Below are 24,763 nucleotides of genomic sequence, written 5' to 3' on the forward strand. Positions count from 1 at the left end.
CGTGCAAGGCGCATCATCCATTTGGGGATCGGCGTGCGGGGGCTGGCAGCTTTGCCCACGTGCCGCCTGTATAGGGAAGAGGGAGACAAGGCTTGTCTAAAAAACCGATCGGGCCGGTGCGGCGTGCTTTTGCGCCGTGGGATGATCCTTCTGCCACTCCTTTCATCGAATTTCGAAATGTTACCAAGCGTTTTGGTGACTTTACCGCGGTCGATAATCTGAGCCTCAAGATCTTCGAGCGTGAGTTTTTTGCCCTGCTCGGTGGATCCGGCTGCGGTAAGACCACCATGATGCGGATGCTTGCAGGGTTTGAAACTCTGACAGAAGGCCAGATCCTGCTGGACGGCGAAGACCTGGCAGGTGTGCCCCCCTATAAGCGTCCCGCCAACATGATGTTCCAGTCCTACGCCCTGTTCCCGCATATGAATGTCGAGAGCAACATTGCGTTTGGTCTGAAACAGGAAAAAATGCCCAAGGCGCAGATCAAGGCCCGGGTCGAGGAAATGCTGCATCTCACCAAATTGGAGACCTTTGCCAAGCGCAAGCCCGAGCAGCTCTCGGGCGGTCAGCGCCAGCGTGTGGCCTTGGCGCGCGCTCTTGCCAAAAAGCCGAAGGTGCTGCTGCTGGACGAGCCATTGGGCGCGCTCGACAAGAAGCTGCGTGAAGAAACCCAGTTCGAGCTGATGACCATTCAGGAAGATCTGAAAACCACTTTCATGATCGTGACGCATGATCAGGAGGAAGCCATGACGGTGGCCGATCGGATCGCCGTCATGGATGCCGGGCAGATCGTTCAGCTCGCCACGCCGGCTGAAATTTATGAGATGCCGAAGAACCGCTTCGTGGCCGACTTCATCGGCGACATCAATCTGATTGAAGCCAAAGTGACGATGAGTTCCGCCGACGGGTGTCGTTTGCAGGTTCTTGGGGACGATGCGGTGATCGAGACCACCCAGACGACGGACGCCTCAGTCGGCGAAACCGTCTGGTACGCCATCCGGCCGGAGAAGATCACCCTGTCTGTGGGCGAGGTTGATCCGGCGGCCGTCAACCAGACTGCGGCAGAAGTCTGGGACATCGCCTATCTGGGGGATGTCTCGATTTTCCATACCAAGGTCAATGAAAGCATGATGCTGCGGGCAACCGTGGCCAATGTGACCAGACTGGTGGAGCGGCCCATCACTTGGGATGATCGGGTGGTTTTGAGCTGGGACAAGAATGCAGGTGTCATCCTGCGCGGGTGAGATAAGCCACTGGCACTATCAGGCCTGCCGTTCAGCGGGCATCCAACAACATAACATGAGGTGCTGAATGGCATCGGCGACCAAAAAGGCAAAACGGACACTGGGCGGAAAACTGCTGATTGCAGCCCCTTTCCTGTTCCTGCTGGTATTCTTTCTGGCGCCGTTTCTGATCGTCTTCAAGATTTCGCTGTCGGAAATTGCCGTGGCGATCCCTCCCTATGCACCGACCTTTGACCTGTCCACCGGGTGGCATGCACTTCTTGACAAGCTGTCGGTGCTGTCTCTCGATAATTATATCTGGCTGACGCAGGATGACCTTTATTGGAAATCTTATCTGTCCAGTGTCGAGATGGCCGCTGTCTCCACGGTGTTGACGCTGGCACTTGGATATCCACTTGCCTATGGCATTGCCCGCAGCCCGAAGGGCTGGCGCGCAGGGCTCGTGATGTTGGTCATCCTGCCGTTCTGGACAAGCTTTCTGATCCGCGTTTACGCTTGGGTCGGCATCTTGAAGAACGAAGGGCTCTTGAACAATCTGCTGCTGTGGCTGGGTGTGATTGATCAGCCGTTGATCATCTTGAACACCAATATCGCTGTCTATATCGGCATTGTTTATTCCTATCTGCCGTTTCTGGTGCTGCCGATCTATTCCAGTCTGGAAAAGCTGGATGGCAGCCTGCTGGAGGCGGCAGAAGATCTCGGCTGCCCACCGTGGAAGGCCTTCTGGAAGGTCACGTTGCCCCTTTCCATGCCGGGTGTCATTGCGGGCTGTTTCCTCGTCTTTATCCCGGCTGTCGGTGAATTTGTCATCCCCGATCTGTTGGGTGGCTCTAACACGCTGATGATTGGCAAGACCCTCTGGATGGAGTTCTTCTCAAACCGGGATTGGCCAGTCTCTTCCGCCGTGGCGGTTGTGCTTTTGTGCATTCTGGTAATCCCGATCGTGCTCTTCCAGCATCAGCAGCAAAAGATGGGAGATCGGATATGAGATCGCGCCCATCCTGGTTCAACATCACGTCAATGGTCCTCGGCTTTTCGTTCCTGTATCTGCCGATCGTCATCCTGATCATCTTTTCGTTCAATGAATCGAAGCTCGTCACAGTCTGGGCCGGGTTCTCGACCAAGTGGTATGGTCAGCTTTTGCAGGATCAGCAACTTCTCGATGCGGCCTGGGTCACATTGAAGGTGGCCACACTGTCGGCCAGCATAGCCACGGTTCTGGGCACCATGGCAGCACTCGTGCTCAATCGCTCGGGGCGGTTCCATGGCCGTACTTTGTTTTCGGGCATGATCTATGCGCCTTTGGTGATGCCGGATGTGATCCTGGGGCTGGCACTGCTGTTGCTGTTCGTGTCGATGGGCTTTCCCCGCGGGTTCTGGACAGTGATGCTGGCGCATACGTCGTTTTCAATGTGCTACGTCGCCGTTGTCGTGCAGTCACGGCTGGTGGGGCAGGATCGCAGTGTCGAGGAGGCAGCGGAGGATCTTGGTTGCCCCCCGCTGAAGACTTTCTTCCTGATTACCTTGCCGATGATCCTGCCGGGTGTTCTGGCGGGATGGATGCTGGCGTTCACGCTGTCGCTGGACGATCTGGTCATTGCCAGCTTCACCACGGGGCCAAGTGCGACAACCTTGCCGATGAAGATCTATTCGCAGGTCCGCCTTGGCGTCACGCCAGAGATCAATGCGGTTTGCACGATCCTGATTGGTCTCGTCACCTGTGGCGTTATCATCGCGTCGGTCTCGGCCAAGCGGAACCATGTGCGCCGGATGCGCAACGAGCAGGCAGCTCAGGCGTCCGGATAAGATCGCGCGAGATACGGCAATGCCCGCGCGCCTCGGGTCAATGGGGCCAAAGCGGAAGCCGTGTTTGATTGCCTTGAGAAAATCGTATTGCGGGCGCACACAAAGCAGCAGAGCAGATGCGAAAGCGTTTCTGTGCACTGCAATGTCTTGACGCCCGAGGTTGGCTGCGCTCAAGTGGCTAGGACGACTTCAGACGTCTTGTGGGAGAATAATATGGACAAGATTTATCCGGACGCCGCATCCGCTCTTGAGGACGTGGTCTCTGACGGTATGTTGGTGATGGCGGGTGGTTTCGGTCTGTGTGGCATTCCTGAAAACCTGATCACGGCGTTGCGTGACACCGGCAAGAAAGATTTGACATTTGTGTCGAACAACGCCGGGATTGATGATTTCGGTTTGGGCCTCTTGCTGCAAACGCGGCAGATCAAGAAAATGATCTCCTCCTATGTGGGTGAAAACGCGCTGTTTGAGCGCCAGTATCTCGACGGCGACCTTGAAGTGGAGTTCAATCCGCAGGGCACGCTGGCAGAGCGTGTGCGGGCGGGCGGCGCGGGCATTCCGGGCTTCTATACCAAGACGGGCGTTGGCACGCTTATTGCCGAAGGCAAGGAGCACAAGGAATTCAATGGCGAAACCTATATCCTTGAAACCGGCCTCGTGGGTGATCTAGCGATCATCAAGGCCTGGAAGGCTGATAAGGAAGGCAATCTTGTCTACCGCCACACGGCGCGCAACTTCAATCCGATGATGGCGACGGCCGCCAAGATGACCGTGGTGGAAGTTGAAGAGATCGTTGAAGTGGGTGAGCTGGACCCGGATCATATCCATACACCGGGCATCTACGTCGACCGCCTCGTCAAGGGCAGCTTTGAAAAGCGTATCGAAAAACGCACAACGCGCGACGCCTGAGGGCGCAGCCAGAACTTGTTTGAAGGAGGTAGACATGCCCTGGACACGTGAAGACATGGCCAAGCGCGCGGCGCAGGAACTCGAAGACGGGTTCTACGTCAATCTCGGCATCGGCATTCCGACGCTGGTCTCAAACTATATTCCCGAAGGCATGGAAGTGACCCTGCAATCGGAAAACGGCATGCTGGGTATGGGCCCGTTTCCGACCGATGATGAGGTCGACGCGGATCTGATCAACGCCGGCAAGCAGACGATCACCGCATTACCCAAGACGAGCTATTTTTCGTCGGCAGACAGCTTTGCCATGATCCGTGGCGGGCATATTGATCTATCCATTCTGGGAGCCATGGAAGTGGCTGAAAATGGTGATCTGGCCAACTGGATGATCCTGGAAAAATGATCAAGGGCATGGGCGGTGCCATGGATCTGGTGGCTGGCGTCAAGCGCGTTGTCATTATCATGGATCACACATCCAAGTCCGGCGCGCCGAAGTTGCTCAAGTCGTGTAGCCTGCCATTGACGGGCGCACAATGCGTTGACCGGATCATCACCAACCTTGGTCTGTTCGATGTAGTCGATGGAGGGCTAAAGATCTCGGAGCTCGCACCTGACGTCAAGATCGACGAAGTGCGCGAAAAGACCGAGGCAACGCTGGTGGAATAAACGCAGGCCGCTTCGTTTCAGGAATACGTGAGAAAAGGGCCGTTCCCGGGTCTCTGTATCAGAGGCATCGGGGCGGCTTTTTGTGCCTGACGGCAGCCGGCAGCTCTTTTCTGCAATCGATGCCCCCGCCCACACACTGTCCCTCTTTGCACTGAGGGTGGCGAAAAACAATTGCCCCATAATGCTCGTCGTCCGATCTCGCGCTCTCCAACACGTTAACAGGTGCGCTTTCTCGTTTCGCTGTAATGGGCGGTGAAGCAACCGGCTGGGGCTGGATGAGAGAGGACGTGAGAAAACTTTATTGTCATCAATAGATTTAGGATGCCTCCAACGAAAACGCCCCGCCTCCTGGAGAGGAGCGGGGCGTTTGGCATTCTTCATCCAGTGATCTGCGACCTATTCGGCCAGAACACGTTGTGACGGAAACCTAATCTCTACCAAGGTGCCTTGATCTGGCGTGGAATCGATGCGGAAGTTCGCCCGGTTGGCTTCCACCAGGGCCTTTGTCAAAGGCAGTCCAAGACCAGTGCCGCCGCCATGCCGTGAGGTGTGCAACTGACGGAATGGCTCAAGCGCAGCTTCCAACTCGCGTGCGGTCATGCCACTGCCAGTATCCCGCACCCGCAGGACAAGTTCGCCACTGTCTTCCATCGAGCTGGAGATAATTACCTGACCACCGGACTTGTTGAACTTGATGGCGTTGGACAGAAGGTTCAGCACAATCTGCCGAATGGAACGCTGATCGGCCACAACACTGGGGATCGAATCCGGCAGGCTTGCCCGAATGATGACCCGTTCCCGATTGGCTTGTGTCTGCATCAGAGCAACACACTCGGTAATGATTTCGTTGGGTGCGACCGCAGAGAACTTGAGTTCCATCTTACCCGCCTCGATCTTGGACAGATCAAGCAGATCATTGATGAGGCTCATGATGTGCGACCCAGAGGTGCGAATATCGCGCAGGTATTCCTTGTAGCGTTCGTTGCCGATTGGGCCGAACCGCTCTTCGAGCATCACTTCGGAAAATCCGATGATGGCATTCAAAGGTGTGCGGATCTCATGGGACACCTTTGCGAGGAAGTCCGACTTCTGTGAGCTGGCATTCTCTGCCTGTTGCTTGGCCTGGGTCAGTTGCTCCTCGGCCCGCTTCCACTGGGTGATTTCACGCAGAACCGCGCAATACTTCGGATCTTCACCGTTGGCAGACACACGCCCGATGGTCATGAACAGAGGAATGAGACCGCCTGAGCTGACTTTGCCAAGAACCTCGCGCCCATCATTGAGCACGCTGGCAACGCCGTTGCGCGACAGGCCGTCGAGATAATCCGCCGCACTGCGGTGGCTTTCGGGGGCCAGAAAATCAATCAGCGGCACACCCTCGATGTCCGCCCGATTGGCGCTGAACAAAGCCTCAGCCGATCGGTTGGTCTTGACGATATTGCCATGGCGGTCGAGCAGCAGAACGCCGTCTGTCGCCGTTTCCAGGATTGCATCCAATTCCTTGATGGCGGCGTTGGCACGGCGCAATGCGTCGCTATCATCTGTCTTGATGGCGCTGGACAAGGCAGGCGCAGGCGTTGTTACGCTGAGATCGTTTCCTGCCGCTATGGCGTTTGAACGCTCTGTGAACGAAATCATCAGACCGCGGCCACCATTCCATGGCACCGTGTGCATACGGGCATCCACCGGGCGAACACCGCCACCAGCCACGCGTACTTTCAAGGTGCCATCGACGGTGTCGTCCATGTTCTCGTCTGGCCACTCGTCGTCCTCGACGAAGACGGCTTCCAGACCACCAGCTTCCTGAAGCGAGGCAAGGTCGAGATAACCCAACAGGTCCAGCAATGTGTCATTGGCATAAAGAACATCGCGATCGCGGGCGATGGCAATGCCAATGGGCAGGCGATCCAGAAGACGCGGATCAATTGGCCCGGCCCGCGGAGGCTCGCTGGCGCGCACCAGTTTCTTCCGAAGCTGTGGGTCCTTATCTGTCGTGTGCTCGTTGTCCTGATCGTCCTCAGCCTCCATGTCGCCCTCCATGCGGGCGCCCAAGGCTTCTGCAATCTTGCGGAAGGCAGCCAGTTCGGGACGCGACAAGGCAGAGGTGTCGACAGGAACGTAATGGCGCTTGCGGCTGGCAAGGTCGACGATCTTGGGATCGCGGCGTGCTTCGCTATCGTCCGCGCTGGATGGAGTGTCTCGCACTTCTTCATCAACAGAGGCGGCATCGGGGAGTGGTGTTTCCGAGGCTGCATCGCTGTCCTTTGGCGTCGGTGAACCTTGCAAAGGAACAGGCAGACCTGTGGCTTCTGACGACACACCCGCTTCCGCGGGCTTGTCATCCTCGGCCGATACAGTTTCGTCGGTTTCTGCTTTTTCGTCCGGAGAACCGTCGTGCGTCAGGTCTGCGATTGTTTTTGCAGGGATATCTGCCTCAGTCAGCGCCAGCACGTCGGGCAAGTCATCGTCGCTGTCTGGTGTGGACGCGGTGTCCTCAGAATTGGCCGTATCCTCAGCGGCGTCTGGCGACGCGGTGACGTCTGAGGCCGCGGTCTGGCGCCGACTGCGTTCCTGATATTCCACTGCAAGCGAGCGAACGGCCGTTTCGATTTCCTCGGGCGGATAGGGCGTGGTGCCGTTGATGCCCCCCTGTACGGGAGTCGCTGACAATGGCTTGTCGCCTTCCTGTGCCGGCTCGAGTGTGTCCTGCAATTCAACAGGGACCGACGGTTCTTCGTGGAAGACATGCTCCTCGGCAGGCACATCGTCCCCGGCCACGTCAGCCCGGGCGTCATAGTCGGAAGGTGCCCGCAAATCATCATTGCCGGCTTCGCTGGTCCGTGACCACGAGGTCGGCGATGCAGGCTCGTTTGTGGCTTGTGTCGTATCTTCGTCTGTCGGAGTGCCCACGGATGTTGGGGGGCGATGGCCTGTGATCGGCCGGAATTTGAGCGAGCCAAGAACGGCAGCGGCACTGGCCCCGATCAAAGTGCCGCCTCGCAGAGCAGCATCGCGCAAGGGCGTGGATGAGTGGTAGGGCGCCTTGGTGTCCTGCATAAGCGGTGCATCGGGCGTGTCCTCGGTGTCGCTCGTCTCACTTGACGTCGCTTCCGTGCCAGACCTTTCGCCCTCTGAGGCGTCTGTTTCTTCTTCAGTCTCGGGTGCTTCTTCGCCGGCAATGGCGTCGACTTCATCCGGCTCTATAATGTCGAACGTTTCGGTCACATCCAGCGGAACATGCACCGGGCTGGCTATCTCGTCTTCAACCTGCGTCTCGCTGGTCACGGACCTGTCTTCGTCGTGTGCCAGCACTGAGAATGCATCTGTTGCGTCTGGTTCTTCGTCCGCTTTCGCGTTGTCAGTCGGCTCCACTGGTGCGGGGGCGTTTTCCTGGTTCCCGAGATCAGCGTCGCTGAGGACCTCTGCGGCAACGTTATCAGATGCGTCTGTTACGGCGTCCGCAGGCGCTGTGTCTTCTTCTTCGCTCGCAATCGCCTCAACTTCATCCGGCTCGATGATGTCGAAGGTTTCCTGCCGCCCAAGCGGCAGGTCGGGGGTCTCGCTCGTCAGGTCGACGGTGTCGGAGACGTCACCCGCCGTCTGCGTGTCCGTGTTGGCGCTCTTGCCCGCGTCTGCGTCTTCGACCGGCTGAGGTTCGGCAGACGCAGCATCTTCTGGTTCGAAGATGTCAAAGGCGTCGTCAATTTCGCGTGGTGCTGTGGTCGTCTCATCGACAAGACTAGCTGCATTTGCCAGTGATAGGGCCGCAGCGGGCACAGTCCCTTCGTTCGGTGCGGATGGATCCGTCGTCTCTTCGGCGCTCAAGCCTGGGTCGACAGTTATGCCAGATGCAAGCGCTGTCTCTCCTTGCGAAAAGGCATCAGCCGTGCGGCAAACACCGAAGCCGCGATACCCTTCAAACTCGCGAGTGCGGTCAAAGGCGGGCAGGGCGGCCATGTCAACGGGAACGCGCGTTGTCGATCCTGTAACAGGCCAGTTGACGGTCTTCCCGCTCCATGTGTCGCGGCGGTCAAGGGCGGCCGAAATTTCACCGGTGTCATCAAAGCCGAATTGGTTGGCAACATCGGTCCAGCGTTTGCCAACGATGTTGGCAGCAACCGGTCCCATGATCTCGGTGAACTCATCCGAGACGAAGGTAAAGCGCTGGTCGATGTCCATCTTCGAGCAAAGCGGATCGGGCGTGGACGCGGCTGAAAGATGAAGCCGGTCTCATCAGTCTCGGAGACGGCAACCTTATCCGTATCAGGTGTGGTGTACCCTGTGTCATTCGACAGAAGATCTGATGTGGTTTCGTCCGGTGTAACGCTATTCTCCGACAGGTTTTCGCTCGCGGTGAGGGATGGCAGCGCTGGCGTTGGGATCGGGTCGATTTCGATCGGCTCCATGTCCAGCACGGCAGGCGTCATCGGCAGGTCTTCAGGCAGCGTGTCAGTCGCGGCGGTCTCGGGCTCCAGCTCCGCCTCTGAGGACATAATTGGCTGTAATGGTTCCAAGGCGGCAGGGGCCGGTTCATTGTTCACGACCAGCAGGCGGCGCTGATCTCCGAGATCTGCATGCAGGACACGATGTGGCGTATCGTCCAGCGTGAGAACATCTTCGCCAACGCCGGATCCAGTGTGGGTTTCAAGAAGACGCAAAGCATCAGAACCGGAATTCGCCAATGCGCCGACGGCCCCCAGAAGCACACCGTTGTCGCTGATGCAGAACGCGCTCTTGTCATCACCTGCGAGCAGGCCAAGGAATGCGGGTAAAGGTGCACTGGTCAGATTCAGCGTTTTGTCCGTGCAGATGATCAGTGCGGCATCGCTGCCATCGTCCAGAAGGATGCGCTGGCACTGGCACGTCAGCAACATGACGCGCAGTCCGCGATAAAACCGCAACCGGTCGATGCTGGGCCGTTCCGTTGATCCACTGGCGGCAATGCGCGCGATATGCGGGCGGGCAGGTGATTTCGAAAGCACGGGAAGGTGGCCGAGTTTTTCGGCAGCATCGACTGCGAAAAACGCAGCCCCCGCCGCATTGGCCCACAAGATGGCCGAGCCATCTGCCGACCACAACCAGAGCAGCACTGGACTCATCACAGAGCCGCGCAAGAGCCGGAATGGTGCTCAGCTCCATAAATTTATGAAGTGGATCGTCCATGGGTCAACTCTTCTTTGTTGGTCGTTTCGCGCCAAAGGTTTCGTCGCGCCGTTGCAGTGGTAAACACCAAGTTAATAGCTGCAAACGGCTCTGTCGTCCACGTCAGATGACCTTTCTAGCGGCCTTGCGTGAAGGCGTGGTTAATTGCCCCTGTCAGTTTTCTCGTTAACGGTTTTCAGGAAACTGTTGTACAGTGCAACTGATCCGTCCGCGTTCCGTTCCATGCGCGGCGATGTGTCACCGAGGAGGAAAGTTTGTATGCCGACCGATGATTCACGTTTTGAAATCCCAGATCAGATGCGCGAATTTGCCGACCGCAGTGTCGATCAGGCGCGCAAGGCCTTCGACAACTTCATGACCATGACGCAGACCGCTGTCTCCAGTCTTGAAGACACAGGCAATGTGGTCAAGGGTGGAGCCGATGATGCGCATCGTAAGGCTCTCTCCTATGCCGAGGAAAATGTCGATGCCGCATTCCGCTTTGCGCAGGATGTGGTGAAGGCGGGCTCAATGGAAGAAGTTCTCTCCTTGCAGCAGGGCTATTTGCGCAGCCAGATGGAAACTCTGGGCGAACAGGTGCGTGAATTGGGCAATACCGCCAGCAAGACAGCGCAAGACGCGGCCAAGACGGCGCAAAAAGGCAGTTGAACAGGGCTTTGAACCTGTTGATCGGCAGAAAATTCGATTTTTTTGCCGGTCGTCAAATATGCCGTAACGGCAGATAAGAGTTTGAGTTGTTTGAGACATTGTTCTGGTCTTGCTCTGCGGCCAGAAGATGTAGGCTTTGTATTTTTTGTGCACTGCAAAAAAGATGTTGCAACGCGAAAATAGCGCTCCTATATTTTAGTCACGGATTGCGAGTACAGCCTTTTTTGTGAAGGCGTCGGATTTAACTGACCGAGCGATGATGATCGCATCCGAACATATGGAGAAGACATCATGAGCGATACAACAGCAACAAAGTCGACTGCTTCCAAGAGCCGTAGCAACGGTTCCTCGAAGGCAAGTGGTCCTTCCTCTTTTGCAAATCCTTTCATGGATTTCGAAGCCTTTTCGATGCCGAAGATGGAAGCACCGGAAATGTTCCGCGATGCAACGGAGAAGGGCATTGCCCAGGCCCGTGACACATACGCAAAGATGAAGTCGGCTGCTGAAGACGCAACGGACCTGATGGAAGACACCTTCGAAACGTCTCGTCAGGGCGCTGTGGAATTCAACCACAAGGCCGTTGATGCTGCGAAGACGAACACGGACGCCACATTCTCCTTCATGAAGGACATGATGGCGACGAAGAGCCTTAGCCGAAGCCATTGAGCTTCAGTCCAGCTTTGCACGTCAGCAGTTCGATGCTCTTTCGGCTCAGGCCAAGGACATGCAGGCATTTGCCACCAAGCTGACATCGGACGTGTCTTCGCCGTTCAAGTCTGTGATCGAAAAGACCGCCAAAGACGTCAAGATGGCCTGATTGGCCACTCGAGACTGATCGGTCTTTGACCGTTGGTGCGGGGTCGTCCGGAAAACCGGGCGGCCCCGTTTGTCTTTGTGCTCATGCGGCTGTTGAAACCGATGTGAGTGTCGCTCGTTGTTGAAACAGAAGGACCTGTCTCTTTCATTCACAGCCTTCAGGAGGCTTGCAGGAAAATGCCGGTTCGCTGAAATTCACGCTTGTGGATAGAGCAAAAGGACATTACAAGACCCCCTTGCAAAGGTGGAACATCCTTTTTATGTTTCGCGCACTTTGAAGGACGTCGTTTCAGGGCGTCCCCCGGTTGGTATGCAGACGTAGCTCAGTTGGTTAGAGCGTCGGATTGTGGCTCCGAAGGTCGGTGGTTCAAATCCACTCGTCTGTACCATCCCCTCTCTTTAAAAACTTCCGGTTTTCAAGTGTAACTTGCGTCCTGATGGATGCTGGCTTTCCATAGCGCTTTCTGCTGCTCTCGAGGTGAAACAGAAAGGGTCATGAGAGGGCCTTCTTCTGGCGCAGTGTGACAAGCTTGTCCTTGTTAAGAGAGCGCGGTGTTCCGTCGGGTGCAAATTGCACCTTGAAGGTGAAGGCAAAGGGCGTTGGGCCGTTGTCGAACAAATGCTCATGGCGTGTAACGGCATTTTGCCAGCAAGGACGCCGCGTCTCGACTTCCCACCACAAGGCAAATGGCGGCCAGTCGACCGCCGGAATATTCCAGTCACGCCCTCGGCGAAATGCTTCTCCATGAAGCCCGCCGTAGACCGCAGCCATCAGGCTCTCCGGATCTTCCCAGAGCGACAGCGTCGAGGGGGCAAAGCCATCGCCATTGTCCACCCAGAAACGCGGAAATACCTGTTCGCCCCAAGGGTCCAGTCCGTCTTCTGAATAGCCAGCACGCCCCAGAAAGCCTGGAGCCTTTTCCAACTCGGCGAAGACCGAGGGCTCGCGGTTCCGGAAGCCGCGAATGGCATCGGAGTCATACGGCGCGACAAACTGGCCGAAGGTGTAGGCTGCAAGGCGATAACCGGTCACTGTGCGGATACAGTTTGGAGGTGGTGGAGAGGGGACATGCAAGCAGACTTTCTTTCAAGACCTCAATCATTTCGCGTAGTCTTGACAATTTCACAGGTCTTGCAAGAAGGGCTTATCCGGACGGGATGTATTCCTGTGCCGGTGTGCTTTTTTGACGACAGGGAAATTAGGTGATGCTGCACTTGTGATGAGCGCAAAGCCGATCCTTGATAGGTATATCACCAGCTTTGATTGGTTCTTCTGCAAAAAGTGACATAAGCTTCTGAATGGATCTGGTCCTGATGGTCAATATCCATTTTCGCGCTATGGTGGGGGCCGACCCGGGAAGTCTTAAATGCTTGCTCAGGTGTGCCAGCACCGTTTCGCCCACCATCTCTCTAAGTGTTTGCCGGATCGCCGATGACGACTTCTTCTTCTGTGACCATTTCTCTGCGCGGCTGCCTGACAGGCGCGTGCCTGTGCCTGCCTATCCTGCCGGGAACCATTGTTTTTGGCGCTGTCTTCGGCACGGTTGCGGCGCAAAAGGGCCTGACAATTCTTGAGACACTGCTGATCAACAGCTTCGTCTTTGCGGGGGCCTCACAGTTTGTCGGTATGGAGGTTTATACAGACCCGGTGACCTATGGTCGACAATCATTGCCATGACCACGGTGGTTGCGGCGGTCAATATGCGTATGGTGCTGATGGGGGCTAGTCTGCGCCCATGGCTGGCTCCTGTGCCGGCGCGCCAAAGCTATCTGGCACTGTTCTTTCTCACAGATATCAATTGGCTTCTCTCCCTGCGCGCCTATGACAGGGGCGACCGGGACTGGGGCATTTTCTTTGGCAGCGGCGTGTTCCTCTGGATGGTGTGGTCGCTGTCAGTCCTTCCCGGATATTACTTTGCCAACCTATGGTGCGGGATCCCCATGCATGGGGGCTGGATGTTGTTATGCCGGCATTTTTTGTCGCGCTCATCGTGCCGAGTTGGAAGGGCCATCGCCAAAGCGTTAGCTGGGCGGCCGCAGGCTGTGTGGCGCTGGCGACCTGGTGGGCCGTGGGGGGCTATTGGTGCATCTTGACCGGGGCCATAACGGGCGCGCTGATCGGCGCCTTCTGGGACGAGTGAGGAGCAGTTGGAATGACCACGGGATCTGCTTTCTCTGCGGATGGAATGTTTTGCGTCGCCGTTCTGTGCATGGTCGCTGTCACTTATATGATGCGGGCCGGGGGCTATTGGATCATGGGGCGCGTGCCTCTGACACGGCGGGTGCGACGTGCTCTTGAGGCGCTGCCCGGCGCGATTATCGTTTCCACCATTCTGCCAATTGCGGTCAAGGGCGGCTTGGTCGAGACCCTGGCACTTGTGGTTTCCGCTGCACTGATGGTGCTGGTGCGCAAGGATGTCGTCGCGGTTTTTTGTGCCACCGCCTTCGCAGCACTTCTGAGAAGCCAAGGTTTCTGACGCTCTTGCCTTGGCATGGATCTAAGCACGCCTCACCTCTAACGCCGCAACGCGTGGTGCCGCCGTTCTGGCCTTCCCATCTGGAATGACCTCATGGCAAATCGATGTGGCGCGGGCCATGCCCAAGCCGTCGCGTTTAAGCTATAGCTTGGGTCTGGATTTAAGCGAAATGGGGAATGCCATGGTCGGCAAGACGGGTGGAGTGTTGCTGGTTGAAGCCTTGCAGCAGCATGGGGCGGAGCGCGTCTTCTGCGTTCCGGGGGAAAGTTATCTGGCGGTGCTGGATGCGCTGCATGATGCGTCTTCCGTCGATGTGGTCTTGTGCCGTCAGGAAGGCGGCGCCGCAATGATGGCGGAGGCGCATGGCAAGCTGACCGGCGCGCCGGGTATCTGCATGGTCACCCGTGGACCGGGCGCCACCAATGCCGCCAGTGGCGTTCATGTCGCCATGCAGGATTCGTCGCCGATGATCCTGTTGATCGGTCAGATTGACAAGAGAATGCGTGAACGCGAAGCCTTTCAGGAGGTAGATTATCGCCAGATGTTCGGCGGTATGGCCAAATGGGTGGCCGAGATTGACGATGCCGCGCGGGTGCCGGAATTCATGTCGAGGGCACTTGGCATGTTGCTACGTCGGGACGGCCGGGTCCGGTGGTTTTGGCTCTGCCGGAAGACATGCTTGTTGAAATAGCTGATGTGCCGCAGCCCGACCCGTGGGTTCAGGTGGAAACCTACCCCGGTCTGCCGGTGATGGCGGATCTGCAAAAGCGTCTCTGGGCAGCCAAGCGTCCGATTGCCATCCTTGGCGGTAGCCGCTGGACCAAGCAGGCCACCGCTACATTTACCCGCTTTGCCGAGCGGTTCGATCTACCTGTGGCGTGCTCCTTCCGCCGTCAGATGTTGTTCGACAATTTGCACCCCAACTATGCGGGGGATGTTGGGATCGGTATCAACCCGAAACTGGCCGAGCGTATCCGTCAGTCTGATCTGATCTTGCTGGTCGGTGGGCGCCTGTCTGAAATGCCAAGCCAGAGCTATTCGCTTTTGTCCATTCCACAACCCTCTCAGGCGCTGGTCCATGTGCATCCGGATCCGGAAGAGTTGGGGCGGGTCTATCGACCGACCTTGCCGATCAACGCCAGTCCGACCGCCTTTTGCAAGGCTGTGGAAGGACTGCAACCCCCTAACACGTTGCCTTATCAGGGTCTCGCAGCTACGGCGCATGAGGACTACATGGCGTGGTCGGGCGCCCGCCCGCAAACGGCTGGGACTTTGCAAATGGCCGGCGTCATGGAGTGGATCGAGACCCATGTCTCTGAAGAGGCCGTGTTCACCAATGGCGCTGGCAACTATGCAACCTGGCTCCATCGGTTTCACCGCTTCCGCCATTTCGGCACGCAGGTTGCTCCCACCTCTGGCTCCATGGGGTATGGTCTGCCCGCCGCTATTGCTGCAAAATTGTCCTTCCCGCGTCGGGACGTTATCTGCTTTGCAGGCGACGGCTGTCTGCAAATGACCATGCAGGAGTTCGGCACAGCCTGTCAGGCTGGGGCGGCCATCATTGTTGTGGTCATCGACAATGGTATGTATGGCACTATCCGAATGCATCAGGAGCGCAATTATCCCGGACGCATTTCAGCGACTACCTTGCTTAACCCTGACTTTGTCGCCCTTGCCGCGGCCTATGGCGCACATGCCGAGGTGGTGGAGACAACGGCAGAGTTTGGTCCGGCGTTCTTGCGGGCACAGGCAGCCAATGCTCCGGCTCTGCTGCATCTGAAACTGGACCCGGAGGCCATCACTCCGGCTGCGTCTCTGACAGACATCCGTCAGACCGCATTGGACAGCCGTGCGACGGTGTGAGCTGAAACGTCAATCTGGAGCCTATGTTGAGGAGGCTTCAGGTTCGACGGCCAACGTCACCAGTGACAGGCCTGGATCATCCGGGTCTGTCCTGATGGTGAAGCCAAGGGCCTCGCACAAGGCGAGCATGTTGGCGTTTTCACGCAGCACTTCGCCATTGATACGTCGGATGCCATCCTTGCGGGCGTATTCGATGATCAAGTGCATCAAGGCAACGCCGATGCCATGGCCTTTCAGATCGGAGCGCACCATGACACCATATTCACCGGTCAGATGATCGGGGTCGGCATGCAGGCGCACTGCGCCGAGCATGGCCCCGGTCTCCGGATCAATCGCGGTCAGAGCCATGGCACGTGAATAGTCCAACTGCGTGAGTTGTGCCAGAAAGCGATGCGAGAAGTCCTTGATTGGGGCAAAGAATCGCAGGCGCAAATCTTCCGGGTCCGCCGTTTGAAAGAACCGTCGGAACAAGTGTTCGTCTTCCGGCATCACGGGGCGAATGAAAACCTTCTGACCCGATTTCAGAGTGATATGGCGCTCCCACTCCTTGGGGTAGGGTCTGATGGCCAGCCGCGACCCATGCGTAGGCGGTGCCGTTGGATGATCATGTGCTGATGTCAGTCGGACGCGTGCGTCGAGGGCTTGCGCTCCATCCGGTCCAATCACCATCGGGTTGATGTCGATTTCGCGGATTTCCGGATGATCGATGCAAAGGTGGGAGAGTTTCACCAGCGTTTGCGCGATGATTTCGCGGTTGAGGACAGGCCGCCCGTGGCCACCTGCAAATAGGCGTGAAATACGCGTTCGGTCGATGAGCGCGTGCGCCAGATTGAGGTCCAGCGGCAGCAGTTCGAATGACACATCGGCGTTTTCCTCAACGGATAAGCCGCCGTGCCCGAAGCCGATCACAGGTCCGAAAACAGGCGTGTCAGCGAGACCCAGGAACAATTCCAGCCCATGGCGATCCTCGATCATCGGGTGCAGACTGACACCTTCGATCCGGGCGTCAGGATAGGTTGCCCGCGTTCTTTGCAAGAGAACCTCAACCGCCAGGGCGGCGCTGTCCACACTTTCCAGTCCAAGTCGAATACCGTCGATTTCCGACTTAAAAGGAAGATCGGGAGACCAGATCTTGGCGACGCAATGTGGATGCTCTTTCAAGATGACAGCCGCTGCGCGCCGGGCCTCCTCCACCGTCGTACAAAGATGGGCCTCGGTGATCGCAACCTGATAGGCCTTTAAAACCTGAACGACCTCTTCGGGCGATAGCCAGCTTCGGCCGCTCGCCAGAGCCGCGCGGATGAGGATCTGAGCGCGATTCCTGTCTGGCGTGAAGCCTTCAGGCAGGCTGGGCGGTGCGGCCATCAGAAAGGTCTTGGCGTCAGCGTCCCGTTTCAGGTGCAGCGCACCGCGAACGGCTTCGGCAGGTGATCCGTAACAGGGAACACGGGCGGCATCGAGTGCGCTGCGTGCTGCTCTGTCGTCTCCCACCAGACCGGCGATCAGCGCCTTGCGCCGTCCTGTCCGGCGCTTGTCGTGCTGGGCAGCTGCGGCGATAGAGGTGCCGATGCTGCTCAAAGAGGTCAAGGCTGTAGGGGCTTGCAACACCAGAACGCCATCGCTGGCAGGATCGGCCAGCACTGCGCTGATCACGGCCTCCAGTGTCTGGTCGGTCAGGTCTTCCTGCAAGATGACGGGTTCTGCCGCATGTGAGAAGCCTTCTTGCGAAAGCTGCATACGACAGAAGGGGGCAAGCGCCTGGTGTGTTTCCTCTGAAAGCTGTGCCAGTGTACTACCGTGATCCAGTATCTTGTCGGCGGCAAGGCTGGCGAGCGAGCGTCCGTTGGCCAGAATGGTCAGAGCGTCGCATTTGGGAACGCGCAGGCGGGTAAGTGTTTCAACTGCCTCGAACATGTCGTCGAGATCGTCCATTCGCAACAATCCCGCACGGCGCAAGGCGGCGTCATAGATCTCGTCGGGGCGTGCCAATCGTCCGGCGTGGGTAAGGCCGGGCCCTCGTGGGTCGCGGCTCTTGCCCGAGCGGATGACGACGACTGGCTTGGTTCGTGCTGCGGCTCTGGCGGCTGACAGAAATTTGCGTGGATTGGCGATGCCCTCCAGATGCAGCAGGATGGCCTTGCTGCGGTGATCCTGCGTGAAATAATCCAACAGGTCACCAATATCCACGTCGGTGCGGTCGCCAAGAGAGGCCACTGCGGAAAACCCGATGTGATGCGACGCTCCCCAGGACAACGTTGCATTCAGCAGGGCGTTTGACCGGGCAATCAGCGCCAGATCGCCAGCGGCCGGAGGTGTCGCGCTCAACAGAAGATCAAGGCCCCGTGCGGGCACAGCAATGCCAAGGCTGCCCGGTCCGATTAGACGCGTTTTAGAGGGGCGGGCCGCCTCCCTGCAATTTTGCAAAAGATCTTCGGGCCAGCTTTCGTATGCCAGTGAGGTCAGCAGCACGGCGCGTGTTCCAGATGCTGCAAAGCGTTGGATCAACTCCGGAGCGCTTTCTGATGGTCCGAGCAGGACGACGAGATCAAAGACAGGTAGATGCGTCGTGTCCGCCACCGACAAGGCGGCAAACCCCTCAGGACGTGACACTCCCGGCAAATTGATGAGAGTGACTGGGCAACGCGGTGCGCTGTCACGCAGGCGTGCGAGCAGCAGCCGGGCTGCACGGCCACCATCGCGAGACGGACCGACGAGGGCAACAGACGTGGGGGCGAAGAAACCGGCAAGGTTGCGGACTGTCATGGCGACCCTCCAGGTCTGGTGTGTGCCCTTGGGCATGGTGCCGCGTATCGTCCCGTCTATGGGAACTCCCGACGGGCAACCGAATGGTTTGCAATCACCCGCTGGACTGTCGCCATAAGCTCTCTCCGGGCAGATGCTGAAGCTGCCGCCCGGAGAAAAAGATGGCGGATCTCAGATCAGGATCAATGCGCCATGAACACCGGCAATGTCATGGAGGCGAGAACGTCCCGCGTGGCGCCACCAAACAGGAACTCGCTGACGCGACTATGGCCGTAGCCGCCCATGATCAGCATGTCGATGTTGTTGTCGGCGCAGCGCGTCAGGATCAGTTCTGCGACGCTGGAGCCGGAATGACGCACGATGTCCAACTCGACTTCCAGATTGTGTCGCGCCAGATGCTTGGCCATTTCGGTGCCCGGATCGAGCCGTTCGTTTCCCTTTTTGTCTATGACCATCAAAGTAATTTTGCGGCCGTTCAACAGCAATGGCAGAGCCGAGCGGATGGCTCGTGCAGCCTGTGCGCTTCCATCCCAGAGCAACCAGAAGGTTGTGCACTTCGGTGCGTTTGACGCCGACATGCGGCACCAACAGCAGCGGCGAAGCGCTCTCATACAGCACGGTTTCGATCAGAAGATCGCGCATTGGCTCAGGGCGGCTGGGGTTGTCCTGACCGATCACGGTAAGGTCGGTTGCATTGCAGCGGCGCATGACCTGATCAAGCGGGCCGCCAGTCAGGATGTTATTGACTGTGCTCTCGTAATTCACACCAGCCAGACGGGCCATCTCGTCAAAGGCTTTCTTGGCCTCGTCGGCATTCTTGATGGCGGCTTCGCTCGATTCCTGAATGTAGTCCGCTGGAATGGGTGTCGCTGCAAACGCCGGGATGACTGGCTCATAGGCCAGGCTCAAGCCGGAGATATGGGCCTCATGGATGCGTGCCAACTCCAGCGCGAATTTCGCCGCTTCCTGTGGGCCGTCCAGATCGACGATTGAAAGAATGTCCTTGATCATTTCCCTGTATCCTCCTGAGACATCGGGGGCCGGACCAGTCTTGCCCCCACCTCATGTCAAAAACACTATCACGTTTGCGCGACCTTGCAGAAGAAGATCCTCTGCGACGCAATGTCCCCCCTTCATGTGTGTGATGGTCGGGCTGTGCAGGTTTAGCGGTCGTCAAGGTATTGAGAGTTTTAATAATTTTTTCTTGACAACACTTCGCTGGATATTCTTACCTGCCTTAGAGATGTTTCGGCCTTGGAAGAAGAGAAGAGCCGATTTCATATCTCTCTTATGCGGTATATCTTGCAGGAATTGTCATTTTTCTTGCACTGCCGCATTTGTGTTTGAGGGACTTGGGAGGGTTCTATGCCATCGAAAAAAATTATTGTTTCCGCTGCTGTTCTGGCTGTTGCTGGAGCGATGTTCGTGACCGACGCCTTCGCGGCGGATGTGACGTGGAATGTGTCCCTGTGGGGCAAGCGCCGCGCCTTCACCGAAAATGTCGAGCAACTGGCCAAGGAAGTCAGCACGCGCACCGATGGTCATTTCAAGATTGAGCTGCACTATGGCGGAGCGCTTTCGAAAGCCCGTGAAAACCTTGATGGCATTTCATTCGGTGCTTTCGAAATGGCGCAGATCTGCGCTTCGTATCATCCGGACAAGAACCCGTCCTTGACGGTTCTTGAACTTCCTTTCCTCGGCGTGCCCGACCTGAAGACCGAGATCAAGGTGTCCGAGGCTGTGTATCAGCATCCGGCCGTGAAGAAGGATCTGGCCCGCTGGAACGCAATGCTGCTGATGCCAACCCCGATGCCGCAGTATAATTTTGCTGGCAAAGGCGATGCACCGCTGAAGATTTCTGACTTCAAGGGCATGCGCGTCCGTGCGCTTGGCGGCATTGGTGCGGCGATGGAAGCAGTCGGTGCGGTGCCGACGTCCGTAACCGCTTCCGAAACCTATCAGGCGATGGATTCCGGCACGGTTCAGGCCGCCGGTTTTGCGCCGCACGCCCACCTGTCGTTCAATACGGTTGAAGTGGCGACATGGTGGACAAAAAACCTCAATCCGGGAACGGTTCAATGTCCGGTCATTGTCAATATGGATGCCTACAAGGCATTGCCTGAAGACTATCGCAAGGCGCTGAACGATTCAGTACAACCGTCGCTGGATCACTATGTCGAGAATTACGGCAAGGTTTACGATCGCTGGTGGAAGGTTCTGAAAGAGAACAACATTCAGCAAATCACCTATCCGGACAGCGAGCTGGAAGCCTTCCGTGCCAAGGCAGCTCCGATCCAGGCTGCTCGGGTCAAGGAACAGACCGCCAAAGGCTTGCCTGCTCAGGAGCTTCTGGATCTGGTGAAACAAACGATCAGCGAGTGATCCTGAGTGGTAGCCTGCGTGTTGCCACTGCAAGCCTGTCAAGGCCAGCCGCCACGGTTGATGATGTGGCTGGCCTTTCCATCCCCCGAGATACAGCGACACCCACATGAACCGGATATACACCGGGCACTGGGGAGGATCTGTCCGTTCCCCGGACCTACATCCGCTTTGATGGCGCACTTGGCATCATCGAAAATATTTTCAACCTGATCGCCGCCGCCAGCATTCTCATCTTGATGCTGATGGCCGTGGCTCAGGTCTTCAGTCGTCTCCTGTTCAATCTGCCGATCCCGGGCTTCATTGACATCACGGAGCAGGCGATGGCGGTGTTTGCCTTCGGTGGGGTGGCCTATTGCCAGCGCGTTGGGGGCCATATCCGCATGGAAATCCTGCTGGGCAAACTGAAGGGCAGGGCGCTTTGGCTTGCCGAAATGGCCAGTGTCAGCGTCATTGCCTTCACAGTCGCGCTGCTGGTCTGGGGGGCCTGAGTATCATTTTGATCGGGCGTGGGCGCTGGGGGACAGCACGATGGACATCAGCCTGCCAACCTGACCGTCCAAGCTTGTGGTGCCGGTTGCCTTGAGCGTGTTGCTGTTGCGTTTGCTGTTGCAGATCTACGGTTATGCGCGCCTTGTTGTGGATCCAGGCCGCCAGCCGATTGCCGTTCCAACCATCGAGAATATCACAGACACGGCCCGTCACGAGATCGAGGATGCTCTCGGAGACGATGCTCGGGATGGGGGTGCGAAATGACGCCTTTTGACGTTGGTCTTCTGATGACGGGCGTATTGCTGGCCTTGGTGTTCATTGGCGTGCGCGTCGCCTTCGCTGCAGCTTTTTCAGGTCTCGTGGGACTGATCATCATCTTCTCGATGAAGATGGGCTTTGAGCGCGGCTTCTTTGTTGCGTTGAAAATGGCGGGAACAGTGCCGCATTCGAAGTCGGTCACCTATTCCCTGTCGGTGCTGCCGACGTTCATTCTGATTGGCTTTCTGGCGTTTTATGCCGGGTTCACCAAACAACTCTTTGAAGCAGCCAAGCGCTGGCTGGGTTGGATGCCGGGGGGAATGGCCGTCGGCACGGTGTTTTCTACCGCAGGCTTTGCTGCCGTCTCCGGCGCATCCGTTGCAACCGCTGCGGTCTTTGCCCGTGTGGCCATCCCGGAAATGCTGGCAGCGGGCTATTCCAAGCGTCTTGCCTCGGCGGTTGTCGCGGCAGGTGGCACGCTCGCCTCGCTTATTCCACCCTCGGCCATTCTGGTGATCTACGCCATTTTGGTAGAGCAATCGGTGGGCAAATTGCTGCTTGCCGGCTTCCTGCCGGGTATTTTTTCAGCGGTGGTCTATGTGACGATTATTGTTCTGGTTTCGGCCTGGCGCGGGGATGCGCCGCCTATTCGCGGCTTCACCTGAAACAGCGGTTTCAATCGCTGCCCGGCACTCTGCCCATTCTGGCGGTGATCGGCATTATCTTCTGTTCGTTCTTCTTTGGTCTGGCGACGCCAACGGAAGCCGGATCGCTGGGGGCGTTTCTCGTGCTTGTTGTGGCGTTTGCCAAGGGGCTGACGTTCAAGCAACTGGGGCAGGCCCTGCATGAAACGGCTCGATTGACAGTGATGATCTTTACGCTCATCTGGGGCGTTCTGGTTTATGTCCGCTTTCTCGGGTTTGCCGGTCTGCCGGACGCGTTCAAGGAATTTGTTGTCGCGTTGGATTTCTCACCTATGGTGGTGATGATCCTGATCCTGTGCGCCTATGCGGTGCTCGGTATGTTCATGGATGCCATCGGCATGCTGATCCTGACGCTGCCCGTGGTTTATCCGGCAGTCATTGCCCTGAACGGGGGCGAACACGTGACGGCAGCAGCCTCGACCTTCGGGATGAATGCCGATGCCTGTGCTATCTGGTTTGGCATTCTGGTGGTCAAGATGGCTGAGCTTTGCCTGATCACACCTCCGATCGGGCTCAATTGCTTTGTGGTGTCTGGCGTGCGCCCGGATATTCCGGTGCAGGAAGTGTTCCGGGGCTGCATTCCCTTCTTCCTCGCCGACATCCTGACTATTGCAGGGCTGTTGGCGTTTCCGGCCATTATCACATGGCTTCCGTCGATGATCTGATCCAGTGCAAGCAGTCAGAAAGCCCGGGACGATTAGATCATCCCGGGCTTTTCCTTGTCTGTTTATCAGTCAATTCGGGAACCTGTCTGACCTGCCTTGAGAGGCACGGTGGCGGGTCAGAACAGGCTGCCCTGAGAGGCCGGTGGCGTCTTGGGCGCGGATGTCTTTTTGGCAGAGGTGGTTTTCTGCGTCGGCTTTGAGGATTTACTTTTGGCTTGCCGAGCCTTGGGAGCCTCCGCTGAGGTCGGAGGCGTTCCCGGCTCAGTCACAACAGCGCTGAATGTTCCGTCCGCCAGTTCAATGGACAGAGCAGAGCCGGGTGCGGCATCGGCGGCGCTGCGCAAGGGGTGAGTGGTGTTATCGCGCACGACCGCGTAGCCGCGCGCCAGAACATCTTTGTAAGACAAGGACTTGAGCAATTGAGCTAGTCCATCCAGCCTGTCGCGCTGTTTGGAAAGTCGTGTGGTGTAGCTCTGGTCCAGCCGTCCGGCCAAGCCTGCCAGGCGCTCCTCACCAAGGCGGATTTGTTGTTGCAAGCGCTGTGGCGTCAGGCGCGGATGCACGGCGTCAAAGCCTTGTCGCTTGTGGCGCACGGTGACGTGAAGGCTCCGCCCCAGCCGGTCCGACAACCCCTTGAGTTGCGTACTGGCTTCGGCGTTCTTGCGGGTCAAAAGCAGGGGTGACAAACGCCCGGAGATATTCTGATAGGTCGCGCGGTGGCTGCGGGTGTTGACGGTGAGGGCATGTTCCAGCCGGTTGGCGGCCACATCGAAGCGTTGGCGCGGCAAGGCCAACAACTCATGCGCTGCGGGCAGCGCCGCCCCGGCGGCACGCAGTTCGGTGCGCCGGGTTGAGATCAGCCGGTTGAGCCCGGAGGACAGGCGCCGCGACAGGTCATCGACCATGGCCATGAGGTCTGCCTTCACGGGCACAGCGATCTCGGCAGCTCCGGTCGGGGTGGGCGCACGCACATCGGCAGCGTAGTCGATCAGCGTCCAGTCGGTCTCATGTCCTACAGCCGAGATCAGCGGTATGGCGCTTTCGGCGGCGGCCCGCACCACGGCCTCTTCGTTGAAGCCCCAGAGATCCTCGATGCTACCGCCACCGCGTGCGACGATCAGGACATCCGGACGTGGGATCGGACCACCAACGGGCAGGGCGTTGAAGCCCTTGATGCCGTTTGCAACTTCCGGTCCGCAGGTTTCGCCCTGAACCCGAACCGGCCAAACCAGCACATGCAGCGGAAAGCGGTCGCCGATGCGGTGCAGAATGTCGCGGATAACAGCGCCTGTGGGAGAGGTGACCACGCCGATGACGCGCGGCAGATGCGGTAGCGCTCGCTTGCGTTCAGAATCAAAAAGACCTTCGGCGGCAAGCTTCTTCTTGCGCTCTTCCAGAAGCGCCATCAGCGCACCGGCGCCGGCCGGCTCAAGCGAATCGATCACCATCTGATATTTTGACTGGCCGGGGAAAGTGGTGATCTTGCCGGTGGCAATGACTTCGAGGCCCTGCTCAGGCTTGATTTTCAGTTTCGAAGCATTGCCGCGCCAGATGACACCGGACAAAACAGAGCGATCATCCTTGAGATCCAGATAGATATGGCCAGACGACGGGCGGGAGATGCGTCCCAACTCACCGCGTACTCGAACATAGCCAAAACTGTCTTCCATCGTTTTTTTGATGGAAAACGAGATCTCGGAAACAGAGAACTCGGCAACATTGGATGATTTTTCGGCCAACTTGTGATTCCCTTGCAGATCAATGGAAAGTGGCTTGTCGTGCAGGACCGGTCAACCTCGGATGAATAAACATCGGGGGACCACACTGTTGAGTTTTGCCAGACACTCTGGCGGATACAGGTTTTCGGCAAGTCGGGTCCACGCGCCCCACGCAAGGGTAGACAGCAATTTGCC

The 24,763-nt window shown here is 57.6% G+C and carries 21 protein-coding genes, 1 tRNA gene and 4 pseudogenes; 20 read left to right on the top strand and 6 right to left on the bottom strand.

Annotation, left to right across the window (positions count from 1 at the left end):
• Positions 1-92: 92 nt before the first annotated feature.
• The 5 genes and pseudogenes from AC0L7U_RS14725 to AC0L7U_RS14745 all read left to right on the top strand — a co-directional run bounded on the left by AC0L7U_RS14725 (position 93) and on the right by AC0L7U_RS14745 (position 4,622).
• Positions 93-1,244: an ABC transporter ATP-binding protein gene (locus AC0L7U_RS14725; RefSeq protein ID WP_473691711.1), complete on the top strand. Its 1,152-nt coding sequence runs from the start codon at positions 93-95 to the stop codon at positions 1,242-1,244.
• A 67-nt stretch (positions 1,245-1,311) separates the two neighbouring features.
• Positions 1,312-2,232: an ABC transporter permease subunit gene (locus AC0L7U_RS14730; protein ID WP_473691712.1), complete on the top strand. Its 921-nt coding sequence runs from the start codon at positions 1,312-1,314 to the stop codon at positions 2,230-2,232.
• Positions 2,229-3,050 (top strand): ABC transporter permease, encoded by an 822-nt coding sequence (locus AC0L7U_RS14735; RefSeq protein WP_473691713.1) that lies wholly within the window; start codon positions 2,229-2,231, stop codon positions 3,048-3,050. Before AC0L7U_RS14730 ends, AC0L7U_RS14735 begins: the two co-directional genes overlap by 4 nt.
• A 213-nt stretch (positions 3,051-3,263) precedes the next feature.
• Positions 3,264-3,959, top strand: a complete 696-nt coding sequence (locus tag AC0L7U_RS14740) for a CoA transferase subunit A (protein ID WP_473691714.1) — start codon at positions 3,264-3,266, stop codon at positions 3,957-3,959.
• A gap of 34 nt (positions 3,960-3,993) precedes the next feature.
• Positions 3,994-4,622, top strand: a pseudogene (locus AC0L7U_RS14745) (CoA transferase subunit B).
• 396 nt (positions 4,623-5,018) lie between these two features.
• Here AC0L7U_RS14745 and AC0L7U_RS14750 read toward each other — a convergent pair.
• Positions 5,019-8,579 (bottom strand): PAS domain-containing sensor histidine kinase, encoded by a 3,561-nt coding sequence (locus tag AC0L7U_RS14750; protein WP_473695841.1) that lies wholly within the window; start codon positions 8,577-8,579, stop codon positions 5,019-5,021.
• Positions 8,462-9,721, bottom strand: a complete 1,260-nt coding sequence (locus AC0L7U_RS14755) for a hypothetical protein (protein WP_473691715.1) — start codon at positions 9,719-9,721, stop codon at positions 8,462-8,464. Before AC0L7U_RS14755 ends, AC0L7U_RS14750 begins: the two co-directional genes overlap by 118 nt.
• 322 nt (positions 9,722-10,043) lie before the next feature.
• Between AC0L7U_RS14755 and AC0L7U_RS14760 the strand changes: the two genes are divergently transcribed.
• The 4 genes and pseudogenes from AC0L7U_RS14760 (at position 10,044) to AC0L7U_RS14775 (ending at position 11,638) form a co-directional block, all read left to right on the top strand.
• Positions 10,044-10,433, top strand: coding sequence for a phasin family protein (locus tag AC0L7U_RS14760; protein WP_473691716.1), 390 nt, complete (start codon positions 10,044-10,046; stop codon positions 10,431-10,433).
• A 291-nt stretch (positions 10,434-10,724) separates the two neighbouring features.
• Positions 10,725-11,099, top strand: a complete 375-nt coding sequence (locus AC0L7U_RS14765) for a phasin family protein (RefSeq protein ID WP_473691717.1) — start codon at positions 10,725-10,727, stop codon at positions 11,097-11,099.
• Positions 11,095-11,151 (top strand): annotated as a pseudogene (locus AC0L7U_RS14770) (phasin family protein); the annotation flags it as partial. The gene AC0L7U_RS14765 and the pseudogene AC0L7U_RS14770, both read left to right, overlap by 5 nt.
• Before the next feature lie 410 nt (positions 11,152-11,561).
• Positions 11,562-11,638, top strand: a tRNA-His gene (locus AC0L7U_RS14775).
• Between the two features lie 104 nt (positions 11,639-11,742).
• Here the strand turns inward: AC0L7U_RS14775 and AC0L7U_RS14780 are convergent.
• Complete coding sequence (locus tag AC0L7U_RS14780) at positions 11,743-12,324, bottom strand: DUF3291 domain-containing protein (protein ID WP_473691719.1); 582 nt, start codon at positions 12,322-12,324, stop codon at positions 11,743-11,745.
• A 357-nt stretch (positions 12,325-12,681) separates the two neighbouring features.
• On the opposite strand from AC0L7U_RS14780, the gene AC0L7U_RS14785 reads away from it, so the two are divergent.
• The 5 genes and pseudogenes from AC0L7U_RS14785 (at position 12,682) to AC0L7U_RS14805 (ending at position 15,589) form a co-directional block, all read left to right on the top strand.
• On the top strand, positions 12,682-12,927 hold the full coding sequence (locus AC0L7U_RS14785; protein WP_473691721.1) for an AzlC family ABC transporter permease: 246 nt from the start codon (positions 12,682-12,684) through the stop codon (positions 12,925-12,927).
• Positions 12,928-12,965: 38 nt separating this feature from the next.
• Positions 12,966-13,115 (top strand): annotated as a pseudogene (locus AC0L7U_RS14790) (AzlC family ABC transporter permease); the annotation flags it as partial.
• Positions 13,116-13,213: 98 nt separating this feature from the next.
• Positions 13,214-13,390: a hypothetical protein gene (locus tag AC0L7U_RS14795; protein WP_473695918.1), complete on the top strand. Its 177-nt coding sequence runs from the start codon at positions 13,214-13,216 to the stop codon at positions 13,388-13,390.
• Positions 13,391-13,402: 12 nt separating this feature from the next.
• The gene (locus AC0L7U_RS14800; protein ID WP_473691723.1) at positions 13,403-13,726 is read left to right on the top strand and encodes an AzlD family protein; all 324 of its coding nucleotides are present in this window, start codon (positions 13,403-13,405) and stop codon (positions 13,724-13,726) included.
• A 181-nt stretch (positions 13,727-13,907) separates the two neighbouring features.
• Positions 13,908-15,589, top strand: a pseudogene (locus tag AC0L7U_RS14805) (thiamine pyrophosphate-binding protein).
• Positions 15,590-15,610: 21 nt separating this feature from the next.
• Here AC0L7U_RS14805 and AC0L7U_RS14810 read toward each other — a convergent pair.
• Together AC0L7U_RS14810 and AC0L7U_RS14815 are read right to left on the bottom strand one after the other, a co-directional pair.
• Entirely contained in the window at positions 15,611-18,352 is a 2,742-nt protein-coding gene (locus tag AC0L7U_RS14810) for a bifunctional acetate--CoA ligase family protein/GNAT family N-acetyltransferase (RefSeq protein WP_473691725.1), read from the bottom strand.
• A 182-nt stretch (positions 18,353-18,534) separates the two neighbouring features.
• The gene (locus AC0L7U_RS14815; RefSeq protein ID WP_473691727.1) at positions 18,535-18,963 is read right to left on the bottom strand and encodes a universal stress protein; all 429 of its coding nucleotides are present in this window, start codon (positions 18,961-18,963) and stop codon (positions 18,535-18,537) included.
• Between AC0L7U_RS14815 and AC0L7U_RS14820 the strand changes: the two genes are divergently transcribed.
• The 6 genes from AC0L7U_RS14820 (at position 18,854) to AC0L7U_RS14845 (ending at position 22,850) form a co-directional block, all read left to right on the top strand.
• Positions 18,854-19,345, top strand: coding sequence for a hypothetical protein (locus AC0L7U_RS14820; protein WP_473695920.1), 492 nt, complete (start codon positions 18,854-18,856; stop codon positions 19,343-19,345). The two genes, AC0L7U_RS14815 and AC0L7U_RS14820, sit on opposite strands and share 110 nt — an antisense overlap.
• Before the next feature lie 372 nt (positions 19,346-19,717).
• A complete protein-coding gene (locus AC0L7U_RS14825) occupies positions 19,718-20,734 on the top strand; it encodes a C4-dicarboxylate TRAP transporter substrate-binding protein (protein WP_473691729.1) in 1,017 nt (338 codons plus the stop codon).
• A gap of 236 nt (positions 20,735-20,970) precedes the next feature.
• Positions 20,971-21,222, top strand: coding sequence for a TRAP transporter small permease subunit (locus AC0L7U_RS14830; protein WP_473691731.1), 252 nt, complete (start codon positions 20,971-20,973; stop codon positions 21,220-21,222).
• Between the two features lie 91 nt (positions 21,223-21,313).
• Positions 21,314-21,487: a hypothetical protein gene (locus AC0L7U_RS14835; protein WP_473691733.1), complete on the top strand. Its 174-nt coding sequence runs from the start codon at positions 21,314-21,316 to the stop codon at positions 21,485-21,487.
• Positions 21,484-22,146: a TRAP transporter large permease subunit gene (locus tag AC0L7U_RS14840; RefSeq protein WP_473691735.1), complete on the top strand. Its 663-nt coding sequence runs from the start codon at positions 21,484-21,486 to the stop codon at positions 22,144-22,146. The genes AC0L7U_RS14835 and AC0L7U_RS14840 overlap by 4 nt, the downstream gene beginning before the upstream one ends.
• Before the next feature lie 38 nt (positions 22,147-22,184).
• Positions 22,185-22,850 carry a TRAP transporter large permease subunit gene (locus AC0L7U_RS14845; RefSeq protein WP_473695844.1) on the top strand — a complete coding sequence of 222 codons (666 nt, stop codon included), beginning with the start codon at positions 22,185-22,187 and terminating at the stop codon, positions 22,848-22,850.
• 116 nt (positions 22,851-22,966) lie between these two features.
• On the opposite strand, the gene xseA is transcribed toward AC0L7U_RS14845, so the two are convergent.
• Entirely contained in the window at positions 22,967-24,613 is a 1,647-nt protein-coding gene (gene xseA / locus AC0L7U_RS14850; RefSeq protein WP_473695846.1) for an exodeoxyribonuclease VII large subunit, read from the bottom strand.
• Positions 24,614-24,763: the final 150 nt, after the last annotated feature.

It is taken from the genome of Roseibium sp. 10G30-5 (assembly GCF_055809635.1).